The organism is Enterococcus sp. DIV0802b, assembly GCF_050543535.1.
Lineage (GTDB): Bacteria > Bacillota > Bacilli > Lactobacillales > Enterococcaceae > Enterococcus_D > Enterococcus_D entomosocium.
The window spans coordinates 2,621,816-2,634,585 of record NZ_CP172941.1; the positions used below are offsets into that span (position 1 = coordinate 2,621,816).

At 42.8% G+C, this 12,770-nt stretch carries 9 protein-coding genes; 2 read left to right on the forward strand and 7 right to left on the reverse strand.

Features of this window, described 5'->3' with window-relative positions; translation table 11 throughout:
- Nucleotides 1-181: 181 nt before the first annotated feature.
- From fucO to rhaB, 4 genes are all read right to left on the reverse strand, one after another.
- Complete coding sequence (gene fucO / locus IGJ12_RS12280) at nt 182-1,333, reverse strand: lactaldehyde reductase (protein ID WP_034872046.1); 1,152 nt, start codon at nt 1,331-1,333, stop codon at nt 182-184.
- A gap of 84 nt (nt 1,334-1,417) precedes the next feature.
- Complete coding sequence (gene rhaD, locus IGJ12_RS12285; protein ID WP_016612608.1) at nt 1,418-2,242, reverse strand: rhamnulose-1-phosphate aldolase; 825 nt, start codon at nt 2,240-2,242, stop codon at nt 1,418-1,420.
- A gap of 7 nt (nt 2,243-2,249) precedes the next feature.
- Entirely contained in the window at nt 2,250-3,503 is a 1,254-nt protein-coding gene (rhaA, locus tag IGJ12_RS12290; protein WP_005234414.1) for an L-rhamnose isomerase, read from the reverse strand.
- Nucleotides 3,478-4,962, reverse strand: coding sequence for a rhamnulokinase (rhaB, locus tag IGJ12_RS12295; RefSeq protein WP_087665014.1), 1,485 nt, complete (start codon nt 4,960-4,962; stop codon nt 3,478-3,480). The genes rhaA and rhaB overlap by 26 nt, the downstream gene beginning before the upstream one ends.
- Nucleotides 4,963-5,113: 151 nt before the next feature.
- On the opposite strand from rhaB, the gene IGJ12_RS12300 reads away from it, so the two are divergent.
- Nucleotides 5,114-5,995, forward strand: coding sequence for an AraC family transcriptional regulator (locus IGJ12_RS12300; protein ID WP_430619079.1), 882 nt, complete (start codon nt 5,114-5,116; stop codon nt 5,993-5,995).
- Between the two features lie 57 nt (nt 5,996-6,052).
- On the opposite strand, the gene IGJ12_RS12305 is transcribed toward IGJ12_RS12300, so the two are convergent.
- Nucleotides 6,053-7,867: a beta-glucoside-specific PTS transporter subunit IIABC gene (locus IGJ12_RS12305; RefSeq protein ID WP_086316454.1), complete on the reverse strand. Its 1,815-nt coding sequence runs from the start codon at nt 7,865-7,867 to the stop codon at nt 6,053-6,055.
- The gene (locus IGJ12_RS12310; protein WP_228085300.1) at nt 7,864-10,521 is read right to left on the reverse strand and encodes a glycosyl hydrolase; all 2,658 of its coding nucleotides are present in this window, start codon (nt 10,519-10,521) and stop codon (nt 7,864-7,866) included. Before IGJ12_RS12310 ends, IGJ12_RS12305 begins: the two co-directional genes overlap by 4 nt.
- A 152-nt stretch (nt 10,522-10,673) precedes the next feature.
- Between IGJ12_RS12310 and IGJ12_RS12315 the strand changes: the two genes are divergently transcribed.
- Complete coding sequence (locus tag IGJ12_RS12315; RefSeq protein ID WP_086316456.1) at nt 10,674-11,642, forward strand: AraC family transcriptional regulator; 969 nt, start codon at nt 10,674-10,676, stop codon at nt 11,640-11,642.
- A 172-nt stretch (nt 11,643-11,814) separates the two neighbouring features.
- On the opposite strand, the gene IGJ12_RS12320 is transcribed toward IGJ12_RS12315, so the two are convergent.
- Entirely contained in the window at nt 11,815-12,669 is an 855-nt protein-coding gene (locus IGJ12_RS12320; protein WP_005234411.1) for a GRP family sugar transporter, read from the reverse strand.
- Between the last annotated feature and the right edge of the window lie 101 nt (nt 12,670-12,770).

Here is a 12,770-nt window from a genome sequence, read left to right on the forward strand (position 1 = left end):
GTGTTATCATCAATGTTCATTATTCAACTGTTGGAATAAGAAAAGCTGCTAGTTCCCATGAAACGATAAGGAAAACGCCGTTTATCGAAACCCTTCAACCGTCGTTAAGGAGCAATCCAGGTTTGAGCGCCTATACAGCAAGCGAAATAAGCACGCTCATTGAAAGGAACGATTTGAGCTTTTACATCAACGAACGATAAAGCTCAATAATCTCTTCTAAAGTCGTATCCCGCGGGTTGCCTGGTGTGCAGACATCATTCAAGGCATCTTTGGCGATGGCTGGGATATCTTCTTCTTTGACGCCTAATTCAGAAATGGTCGCTGGAATACCCACATCTGTGCTTAACTGATCGATTGCTTGGCAAGCAGCATCTCGGACGTCTTCAAGTGACATCGTTTCTGCCCCTTCAATGCCTAAAACGATCGCGATCTCACGGTATTTTTCACCCGTAAAGTCTTTGTTGTATTTCATGATGGTTGGCAACAAAGACGCGCACGCTACTCCGTGAGGAATGTTGTACCAAGCGGACAATGGATGTGCCATGCCGTGGACTAAGCCCAAGCCGACGTTTGAAAAGCCCATACCGGCAATGTATTGCCCTAGTGCCATCGCTTCTCGTCCTGCTTGATCGCCATTCACGGAATCTCTCAATGAGCGCCCGATGATCTCGATTGCTTTGATGTGCAGCATGTCAGTCATTTCCCAAGCGCCTTTGGTGATGAAGCCTTCGATGGCGTGGGTCATGGCATCCATTCCCGTTGCGGCTGCCAAGCTCTTCGGCATCCCCATCATCATATCGCTGTCCACAAAGGCTACTAGAGGAATATCGTGAGGATCTACACAAACGAATTTCCGATGATTTTCTTCATCTGTAATCACATAGTTGATCGTTACCTCGGCTGCAGTCCCAGAAGTTGTCGGTACCGCTAAAATCGGCAAGCATGGATGTTTCGTGTCTGCCACGCCTTCCAAACTAATCACATCTGAAAATTCAGGATTCGTAGCAATAATCGCAATCGCTTTTGCCGTATCGATCGGTGAACCACCGCCAATCGCAATGATACAATCAGCTTGGGCTTCTTTGACAAACGCTAAGCCGTCTTTGACATTTTGGATCGTTGGGTTGGGCACGATCCCATCATATAACGCATAGTCGACACCTGCTTCATCCAATAATTTCGTCACTTTGGTTGCTACTTCAAATTTCACCAAATCTTTGTCGGTGATCACTGCCGCTTTTTTGAACCCTCGTGCCTTGAATTCTGTCGGTACGTTCTCGATTGCTCCTTTTCCAAAATACGATGTTTCATTCAAAATCATTCTATTCGCCATTCTTCCTACCTCCATTTGTTTGTTTATTCACAATATAGGTTAAATAGAAAAGACTGAAAGCCTTTTCTATTCTTCTACCATTGATTATACCTCAAGATAGCCTGCTCGGGGAGTGACTTTGAAAGCGTCAGCCAATTTTTTCAGATTTTCATCTGTAATGGTTTGTAAAATTGGGCCTTGCGCTTTGACATAGGTGTACACTTCCGCAGCTTTCTCTGCCGTTTCAATCAAGCCAAAGACTTCATCCATATCTTTGCCAGCACCGTAGATGCCATGTTGCGGCCAAAGTACCAAACGGGTTTCTTTCATTTTAGCAGCTGTTGCTTCGCCGATCTCGTTCGTTCCTGGAACCATCCAAGGAATGATGGAAACACCTTCTGGGAAGACCACCAAGCACTCCGTACACATCTGCCACAGGGTCCTCGTGAAACTGCGTTCATCCAACTCATGGGTAAAACTCATGGCTAAAAGATGCGATGCGTGGTTATGCATGATGATTCGGTTTTCTGGATCGACCGACAAGCGAGCGATATGACTCATGAAATGACTTGGCAGTTCACTCGTTGGCACCGCACCATTTTCCAAGCCCCAAAGCAATTCCAATGTTTGCCCATCTTCTTTGACCCGAATCACACCAAGGTTTTCCGCTGCATGTGCGGCTACATTTTTAAAGTATTTTCCTGAACCTGTCACAATAAAGTACTTGCCGGCTAGTGCCGTAGCATCAAAAATCATGGGAATTTCCCGCAAGACGCTTTGCGGATCGATGAAAGGCAAGATCTCTTCTTCTGTTAATAAGTAAGAAATATTGCCACCGTTGCGCTCATCCCACCCTAAACGGTAAAGATTTGCTGTCGTTTCCATCATTTCTTGTACAAAATTCGCTTGTAAAATATCAATCTTTTTCATCGTTCTCCTACTTTCTGGCTTTTAAGACGGTTTCTTCATAGGCTTTCACTTCTGATAGCCAATCCAGACCTGCTGGTACCCCTTGGCTTTCACAGAAGTAATTCCAAACATCTGCATACGGATAGTCTTTTAATTCTTCCGTCATGGCTAAACGAGTGGTGAAATCACCTGATAATTCGATTGCTTTTAGTTCTTCGATCGGTTCTAGCATCGCTTTTAGCAACGCTTTTTGAGTATTGCGCGTCCCGATCACCCACGCAGCGACCCGATTGATCGTCGCATCAAAGAAATCTAACCCAATGTTGGTTTTTGGCAATAAGTCATTGCGAACCAATTCGCGGCCAATCTCTTGCAATTCATCATCCATGATCACGACATGATCACTATCCCAGCGTACAGGACGGCTGACGTGCAGCAAAATGCCTTTGCTGAATAGTGCCAATGAAGACAATTTATTGGAGATCACTTCAGTTGGATGAAAATGTCCAGCATCCAAACAAATCAGTTTATCGCGCGTCAAGCCATAGCCCATATAAAATTCATGAGAGCCGACGGTGTAGGCTTCGGCGCCAAGACCAAACAACTTGCTTTCCACGGCATCCACTGTGTATTCCGCTGGCAATTCTTCAGCAAAAATCTCATCTAATGCTGTCATCAAGCGTTCCCGTGGTGTAAAACGATCGATCGGGTTGTCTTTGTAGCCATCTGGCACCCAGAAATTATTGACACAGACTTGCCCAGTTTCTTTGCCCATATAGGCAGCGATTTGACGCGAACGTTTGCCGTGTTCGATCCAAAACTGACGAACTTCTTCATCTGGTGAAGCAAGGGTAAAGCCATCTTTGAACATGGGATGTGAGAAAAAGGTTGGATTGAAGTCTAAACCTAAGCCTTGTTCTTTCGCCCAAGCGACCCATTTTTCAAAATGCTTAGGCTCCAATTCATTTAGATCCACTGCTTCCTCGGTGTCTAAATAGATGGCGTGAAGGTTCAATTTGTGTTTTCCAGGAATCAAAGAGTAGGCTTTTTCTAAATCTTGGCGCAACTCCTCAGGGGTATGCGCAGCACCAGGATAATTCCCTGTTACAGAGATCCCACCAGATAACGCTTCATCACTCAAAAATCCTTGCACATCGTCCCCTTGCCAAACATGCATCGAGATTTTCACATCGGCTAATTTTTTCAAAACCGCATCCGTGTCGACGTCTAATTTGGCATATGCTGTCTTAGCTTCTTCATAACGCTGTTGAATCGTTGTCATTTTTTCCTTCTCCTTCTATAAAACGTTGATAGTTGCTTAAAATCTTGTGATCAAAAGGCTGTGGTTCATGAACACTGCAAGGAAATGAGTGTTTGACCGCGCGGCGTGCTTCAACCAGCGACGTGAAGATGCCAGCACTCATCATCTGCATTAAAAGATTGCCGATCGCCGTTGCTTCACTTGGGCCAGCTTCGATCGTCAGCTGCGCAGCATCAGCCGTCAGTTGATTTAAAAAGCGATTGTTGGAACCGCCCCCCACGATATGCAGTTTTTGCAGCTTGTTCGTCATACCTGTCAGCTGTTCCAGCTTTTGCAATTCGCTGGCATAACAAAGCGCTAAGTTATCATACACACAGCGAGCCAGTTCCCCTGCGGTTTCTGGAACTTTCTGCTGGGTTTCTCGACAATACGCTTGCAGTTCAGTAATCATATTTTCTGGATTCAAAAAACGAGGATCATTGACATCGACAAACTGTTGAAAAGCAGGCGTTGCTTGCGCCAATTCCGCCAGTTCTGCATAGGAATACTGATAATCTTGCTGCCGAGCCACTTCTTGGATCAGCCACATGCCCATAATATTTTTTAAAAAGCGAATCGTGTTGTGGGCACCCCATTCGTTCGTATAATTTTCATCAAAGGCGGCAAGGGAAACATTGGGTACTTTGGTTTCGATCCCCAGCAATGACCATGTCCCGCTGCTGATGTAGCCCCACTCTGACCCTTCTCCGGGTGTACCGATGATCGCCGAAGCCGTATCATGACTAGCGACAGTGACAAAGGTCGCTTGTGGCAAATCATAAGCTGGAAACTTCTGAGTTTGCAGTGCGCCTAAAACCGTCCCAGCATCAACCAATGGTGGGAACAGTCCTTCTGTTACGCCAATCTCAGCTAATAATTCTACATCCCATGTTTGGGTATTGGCATTTAGAAGCTGCATCGTCGAGGCATTGGTTTTTTCCGTGACCATCTTGCCGGTAAAAACGTAGCCCAAATAATCTGGAATCAACAGCAGTTTGTCGGCTTTTTGCAACAGTTGCGCTTCTTCTGTGGCTAATTGAAAAATCGTGTTGAAGGGCTGCAGCTGAATGCCTGTTTTCTCATACAGTTTTTGCAAAGAATAGCGCTGGCCAAAAGCCGCGATCGCATCATTGGTGCGACTATCTCGATAAGCGACTGGGTCGCCTAAACGTTCGCCTGCTTGATCGATCAAACAGTAGTCCACTGCCCAGGTGTCGATTCCGACGAAGCAGTCATTGATACCGGCTTGTTTCACTTTTTGCAGTCCTACTAAAATCTCTTGGATCAAATAATCGATCGCCCAGCGGTCAAAGCCTTCAAGGGGACGAAAGCCGTTTTTAAAGCGATGGATCTCTTCTAAAGTGATCTGCTCATTTTCCCAACGGCTCAACATCAGACGACCGCTTGATGCGCCGATATCGATTGCGATAAATGTGTTCACTGGTCTCCACCTTTCATTATCTTGGTTAAAAATAAATCGATTACAATTTACTGATTCATTCTTGTTGCCTCAATTTTAGCTTGACAATCAACGAGTTTCATCACACAATTTTGATAAAGACTTGCACAATCTTGGTAAAAAGGAGGATCCGATGGACTACTGGGAAAAAGCCAACCACTCATGGTCAACCGATTCACTGCGTTACATCAATACTTCAACTCAAAAGCAGCGTGAACTTTTCTATTACATTCAAGAAATCGGCTATTTCAAAGCCAGCAAACCTTACTTTACAGAACGAGAGAACCTGCCTTCTTATTTGATCAAGTATACATTGTCCGGCTGCGGTGAATTGCGCTACAAAGGAAAAAGCTATCAACTGAAAGCGGGTGATGTGTTTTTTATCGACTGTCTAGACTATCAGTACTACCGCACCGTTAGTCAAGAGCCCTGGGAAATGGACTGGATCCATCTATATGGCGCCAACGTCGCAGCGTTTTATGAGGAATTCCTCAAAAATGGCAGTCCAGTTTTTCACACCAATCCTGCCAGCAGTCGTCAAAATCCGATCCACTTGGTCTTACAAGATTTATTGATGCTACAGCCAGAACCAAATGCGAAAACTGCCTTCCAAAGCTCTGTTTTGATCCATCAGCTGCTCAATGAACTGCTCCTGCAAAAATATCATCTCGATTTTTCGGATAGTGAGATCCCCACTTATATTTTGCAGATTCGTGACCAGCTAGAAGAAGATTTCCGTCAAGGGATCACCTTGGACTCTTTGGAGGAAAGGTATCATATCAATAAGTATCAAATCGTCAAGGAGTTTTCCAAATACATGGGCTTGCCCCCCATCGAGTACCAGATCAGCAAACGCATCTCTTATTCGAAAGACCTTTTGCGCTATTCTCGGCTTTCCATCAAAGAGATCTCATTGGCGATCGGCATCGAAAACACCGCCTATTTCAGCCGTTTATTCAAGAAAAAAGTCGGCATTTCACCTAGTGATTATCGACAGACGGAGAATGGACGGTAAAAAAGAAACATGAAATCATTCACTGATTTCATGTTTCTTTGCATTGAATCTAAGGTTTTAGTTGGCAACAATAAGTGACTCTTTTTCATTCATGATCTTCTCAAATGCTGACGCATTCGTTACCACAACTGGCGTAATGGTCGCATATCCCTCTGCTTGGATAGCTGCGAGATCGGCTTTTATCAGCGGCTGGCCCTTTTTGATTGCTTGATTTGCTTCAATAAGGGTCGTAAAGTGCCTTCCCTCTAGCTCTACTGTGTCAACACCGATATGGATCAAAAGTTCAACGCCTTGATCACTGGTCAAGCCGATCGCATGCTTTGTTGGAAATAAAGCAGTGACCACGCCATCAAAAGGGGCATAAAAGGTGTTTGATTGTGGTTTGATTGCTTTCCCTTGCCCCATCAAGCCTTCTGAAAAAACTTTGTCAGGAACCTCTGTTAAGGGAACGACTTCTCCTTGAACGACTTCTTGAAAATTGATTTTTGAATTCACTGGCTCTTTTGAATTGACTGCTTTCCTTTTTTCAGGTTCTACAATTCCCCAAAAATAGGTGATTAGAAATGCCGCAACAAGCCCTACTACCTGCGAAGCAATCCCACCATAAAATCCACCATCGATTCCTGCTGGATTGATAATCAAAGGAATACCCAACAATCCTGAACCACCAAAAGAATACTGCACTGTCTGCATAAATCCTGCAATAACACCACCTAAACTTCCACCGATGACAGCAGCGATCAACGGACGTTTATAAGGAAGTAATACTCCGTACAATGCTGGTTCACTGACACCAATCAGGGTTGTCAGACCTGTTGAGTATGCGAGTGCTTTCGTTTTATCGTTTTTCGTTCGTAGACCAACCGCCACGACAGCTCCAGCCATTGCCATTTGGTTCGCTAAGAGCAGACCCATCACAGGATCGAATCCTTGCATCGCCATGTTGTTAAGAAAAATTGGAATGAATGCCCAATGCAATCCGAACATGACCATCAAGATCCATGGTCCCCCAATCACCAGCCCGCCCAAAACCGGACTGAAGTGATAAACATTATTAACAAGCGTTGCCAGTAGACTTGATAAGTTGGATATAATTGGACCAACGACCAGCAAGGCAAGAGGGACAGAAACTAGTAACACGATAAGAGGCTGTACCATGAATCGCAAATCTTTCAACGGCCAATTCTGAACGAAGCCATTGATTTTGGCTGCCACCCAGACAGCAATGATTGCCGGAAAAACGGAAGAAGTATAGTCCATCATATTCACGGGAATCGACAAAAAGGTCAAACTACCTTCTGTCGCATACGGCAGCAAAGTAGGATAGATCAATGATGCCCCAATCAACATTCCGACATAGCTGTTTAATTTAAAATAATTTGCCGCCGAAGCACCTAATAAGATTGGCATGAAGTAAAAGAAAGCATTAGACAATGCATACAAAACGATATAGGTTCCCGAAGTTTCTGACAAAATACCTGCTACTGATAAAATCGTCAAGATCCCTTTGATCGTTCCTGACGCAGCCATAGCGCCTAAAGCTGGCGTGAAAATCCCTGAAATCGTGGAGGTAAACTGATCAAAAAGAGATTTTTTTGTTTTTTCATGGGTATTGTCTTCTATTAATTCGCCGACTTGTTGCAGGACCGCTTCATAGACATCGTTTACACGATTTCCTAAAACGATCTGGTACTGTCCGCCCTGTTCAACGACTGAAATCACTCCGTCAAGACTAGCAATGGTCTCCTTACTTGGGGTATCTGTATCATGCAATACAAAACGCAGACGTGTGACGCAATGGGTCACCGATTCGATATTGGCTTTTCCACCAATTTCCTTTAAAACCTCTGTTGCCAACTGCTGGTTGTTCATTTTTGCTCCTCCTCAATAAAAAGTTTGATTTCGCCAGTGATCCCCAAAGGCTCGAACAGGACAAACTGTGAAAGATAATCCCGCATACTGCGACCTAAATTATTGATCACTTCAATCTGGATGGAATTATTCGTTTCTTGAAGCAGGTCCGTCAACTCAAATGTATACGGTGTACTGATTCTTGTGCCTACACAATGACCGTTCACTGAAACAGTCACAACTTCTGAAGCATCTTCAATACTTAATAAAACCTCTCCTGCTGCTTTAGGGAAGTCCACGGTATAAGTGATTTTCCCGCTAAACCGACTGAAGTCATCACCGACTCCCAGTAAAGGCAATGACGAATATTGTTTTTGACAGGCAACTACCGCTTGCTCTTTCCCGATTCCTTCGAAAGTGACTTGCCATGGCTGATCGTTTAGATGAACTTCTTTCACTGGTTTGCTTCTATCAATACGCAATGGTTGTTCCGAGGTAGCTTCAAAAAGAATCATACTCTCTGCTGGTGCTAAATGAATCTCATAGCTGCCATTTTTATATGACACAGGTTTCAGTTTATTTTCTACTGGATCATATTGAACTAAAGGCTTCTTAGCAGGAAAAACAGCCTGAAACTGCAGCGATTCACTGTCATTTTCATTGAAAAGCATGAATATTTCATCTGTCTGCTGCTGATAATGATAGTAGCGCAAATACGGCAGAGCTTTTGATGTTTCTAAACGATCCCGTACCTTCAAGCCAACGTTATCAGTAAGTGCTGTGAGCGGTGTTACTTCCGTAAGGCGAGCGAGAAGCCGCAGTTCATGGGTAAGCAGAGTTTGTTCAAGGGCTTCTTTCACCATTTCCTCAACAAAAATAATTTGAATTCCAGATTCTGCGAGAGCTGTCAGCTTTTTGATCAATGGACCAGACATTCGCTCAGTATATGGAATGACTAATGTTTGAAAGGCATACTCATTGATGACAAACGTTTGATCCGTAAATTGCGCATCAAGCATCATCTCAACCGAAACGATTTCAAATTCGTATTGATGTTCCATCAGTTCACGAGCAACTTTTTGAATCGGCATATAAGCGCCTGCCCACTCCGCTTCAGCATGGTACAGCACAGCAATATCCGCTTGATGTTTCCCGTCGCTAAATAGATAACTCAAACGATTCATATACGTCATCAGCTGTTTGAAGCCCTCAAATTGTGGATTATGGCCTTGCGCATAAAAGTGTGGCGGGCAATCGGCATCAGGAAAGTCATTCATTGAAAAAGCATGAGGGACAAAATGATTGACCCCTCGCACCAGCATGTGATCGGTTAGCCATTTCATCAGTTTGGTTCCTTCTGACCAACCATATGCACCGAATACTTCGCACATCGTTCGACCTTGTTTCACAGGGTCTAAGTTTCCTAAAGATGCCCCCATTTTCCCTAATGCGTAATGGAAAAATTCGCCATCCCAGCCAGTAGATGTCATGGCTTCAAAGTATCCGTCATTTTGTTGCGGCATCAATTGATGCAAAACGACATCGATCCCTGCCATCGATTGTCCTTTCATCGATTGAAAGAAGTGACCTGCCCCATAGCCTAAACGTGCATGGGCATTGTTATCCTCAATCACATGTCCGATATAGTCGACCTTATGTTCCCGACACCAGCGTCCGATCCGCTGAGAAAAGTGTTGACTATATAGCTCAGAAACCAACGACATATAATTGTAACGAATCTTAGCCGTCTGTTTTGATTCACCACGATAGAGAGCCGGCAACAGCCCTCGCAGCTCAGTTTCAGATATGGCTAGCTGGTTTGCTAACAAAGTCAACAAATCATACCGCCACGGCAATGGCATATCTACTTTTCCAAGGACTGCATCAGGACCCTTGATATTCCCAAACCGCGGTTCATCTGAGAAAAATCCTTGGATCGTTGTGCCAAATTTCTCTCCAAAGTGTTGATAATGACTTTGATAAACCGTTTCCAGCAAAACATCCGTTGCTTCTGGTACCAAAGGATTCAAGTACCCTTGTGTCGAAGCTTCCCCTCCTTCTTGTGTCGTGTAAAAGACAAAGATACTCCACTCTCCTTCAGGAATAGACCAATACAATGTCTCATCAATCATTGAGTCTGTAAGGTCGATCCACTCCTCCTCGCTGATCTGCTTAAATCCAGTTTTTTTGACCGCAACGGCGCTGATGATTTCAGCAGAAAAAAATGATTTGCCACTCTCGTTAACCGTTTCCCCTTCGGAATTCAAAATATTCGGTCGCTCTGCATTGGAACACCAATCCAACATAATTCCAGCATTCTTTTTTGGGCCTACAAAATCAAATTGTCGAAAATTCAAAAATTCTTTCTGCAAATGTCGATGATTCTTCTCAATTTCTCCTGCGGCGTAGCCTGTTGGAAAGTGCTTGTCATCCAAAATCCAAAGTGTCATTTGTCTTTTTTCACACTCTTCAATGATGATCGCCAACTCGTCCCACCATTGCGCTTTCAAAAATTCTTCATGAGGGCGTGATTCGATGCAGACAGATCGGATGCCGGCTTCGTAAATTTTATTGATGTAAGTTTGAATCGTCTCCTTCTCTTCTCCATGCATCCATAAAAACGGAAAAATATGATTATCATATTTTTCGTTCAATAAATTCGTTATCTTTTTCATACAAATTCCTCTTTCTTTCTCATTCAACTTCATTTAAAATCATAATAAATACGCTTTCAAATGTATCATAAGCAATTCTGCAGATTGAAACAATGTCATCTTCTTTGCAGATAATTATCACATTTTTAGATTTACGAAAGGAGGAGATCATAATGACAACCGAAGAAATGGAAAAAAAGCTTTTTCAGTTATCTGAGCGGGAATGCTATCACAGAGACCATCCAAACCACCTTTCTGACTATTATCAACAGCTGGAAAAAGTGATGATCAATGGCCGACAAGTTTACTTATTCGATAATCTGATGGAAGAACAAGAAAACTTTACTCTGTTAAAGCAAAGCCGCTTCAGTCCAGTTCCTTATCATAACCACAGTTTTATCGAATTAAATTATATCTACTCAGGAACATGCACCCAATTGATCGATGATCAGAAAGTTACGCTGACAAAAGGACAAATTTGTCTGATTGATACCGGAATTCCCCATTCGATTGAAATGACTGGTGAAGACGATGTTTTGATCAATCTTTTGATCAAGCGGGATTATTTCGCTCAATTGATTAGTCGAGAACAGTTTAATGAAGGGGTCGTGCTTGATTTTGTTCTGACTGCATTGTCAGACAAGCACGCGCATGACCAATATATTGTCTTTAAGAACAATAAAGATGATCGGATCCATGCTGTGATTCAAGAAATGCTGAAAGAAACTTATGAAAAAGCCATTGGTAGTAAACGAATCATCAGCAATCTAATAGCCATTCTTTTCACTTTTCTCGTACGTGAGTTCGACTATCAGACCAACAAGCAAGAAGCGGCAAAAAAACAGCACATTCTAGCGATCTTGACCTATATCGAAGAGAACTTCCAAACGGTTACTTTGCCAAAACTCGCCACCCTTTTCAACTATTCTCCTTCCTATTTAAGTACATTGATCAAACGAGAAACTAGTAAAAATTTGACCGAATTGATTATCGAAAAGAAATTGAATCTCGCCCACAACTTAATTGCTTCCTCCACCAAACCAATCACCCAATGTGCGGCTGAAGCAGGTTTCACCAATATCACTTTTTTCTATAAAAAATACAAACTGTATTATGGGCATACGCCAAAAAAGAAAAAATGATTCTATGTCGCTACTTGCTTAAATAAAAAAATGTGGCATAAGTTAAATATTCATGTTCTAAACAAAAAAAAGAGTGGTTACCCACTCTTTGATTTTTAAGATAAGTTCTTTATTGGTTAAACTGTTATCTGCTACTTTATTGATCACTAACTAAAATTGCTCAGGTGCAAAGTTATTTCAACCAACTCATCCCTAATACACCAACAATATAGAGCAAGCTACCAAGAGCTACAAATTGCTTTTCTCTGCCAACTTTTTGTTCCTTTAAGAGGACAATACTTCCATAAGTAGCAACAAGTAAGCTCATTTGAGAAAATGAATAGGTTACGCCTACACCTAAAGAAGACGATACAGCGAATAACGAAGTATTCGCGATAACCCATGTGCTACCAGTACCTAAATTGTGGATTATTTTGCGGAAACGCAACTGTTGCTTACTTTTCAAGGAAATTACGCTTCCCCCGAGAAACATCCCTACTGCCTGAGGCAAGAAAATCTGTGCGCCACTTATCTGAAACAGACCAGTGACTGTCACATATAGCATCAAAAAAGCTGAAGAACAACATAGATAAAGAAGTACTTGCTGTGTTAAGCCTGTTTGCTGATGAGTTGTCTTAGTTACAAGGAAAACACCTGTTAGAATGACTCCTAATGCCATGATTGAGAAAATTACAGTCGTTAAATCTGTCCATTCTTTGAGAAAGAAGCCAGATGCTAATGTAACAAATAATAATTGGGTCCCGACGGAGACGGGCATTACTTTAGAAACCTCCGCTTTCTCCAAAGCAAGAAATTGGAAGTATTGTCCGCAAGCCCAAAAAACCCCAGATAATAAACTGATGAAAAATGGCACCATGGCATAACTCACTTGATTCAAGAAACCAAATACACTACCGAAAATCAAGGCTGCGATTGTTGTTCCTAGCAGTTGTTCCTCTGATTTTCCTCCCATCAATTTAGCGACGATTGGCATTAAGCCCCATCCTAGTGCAGGCAGTGAGGCAAGCAATAAAAGTTGTACGGACATAAAAACTCCTTCTAAATATTGTAAAAAAGCGAGAACACAAAATCTTGTAGAGGAAAACGTTACAGAAGCAATTCCTTCTCGACAAATTTTGTGTTCTTTAT

What these genes read in the sequence shown, in the direction of transcription:
- IGJ12_RS12300 (WP_430619079.1), top strand. Translation starts at nt 5,114, where the DNA reads ATGGACTACTGGGAAAAAGCCAACCACTCATGGTCAACCGATTCACTG.
- rhaD (WP_016612608.1), bottom strand. Translation starts at nt 2,242, where the DNA reads ATGAAAAAGATTGATATTTTACAAGCGAATTTTGTACAAGAAATGATG.
- IGJ12_RS12315 (WP_086316456.1), top strand. Translation starts at nt 10,674, where the DNA reads ATGACAACCGAAGAAATGGAAAAAAAGCTTTTTCAGTTATCTGAGCGG.
- fucO (WP_034872046.1), bottom strand. Translation starts at nt 1,333, where the DNA reads ATGGCGAATAGAATGATTTTGAATGAAACATCGTATTTTGGAAAAGGA.
- rhaA (WP_005234414.1), bottom strand. Translation starts at nt 3,503, where the DNA reads ATGACAACGATTCAACAGCGTTATGAAGAAGCTAAGACAGCATATGCC.
- IGJ12_RS12310 (WP_228085300.1), bottom strand. Translation starts at nt 10,521, where the DNA reads ATGAAAAAGATAACGAATTTATTGAACGAAAAATATGATAATCATATT.
- IGJ12_RS12320 (WP_005234411.1), bottom strand. Translation starts at nt 12,669, where the DNA reads ATGTCCGTACAACTTTTATTGCTTGCCTCACTGCCTGCACTAGGATGG.
- IGJ12_RS12305 (WP_086316454.1), bottom strand. Translation starts at nt 7,867, where the DNA reads ATGAACAACCAGCAGTTGGCAACAGAGGTTTTAAAGGAAATTGGTGGA.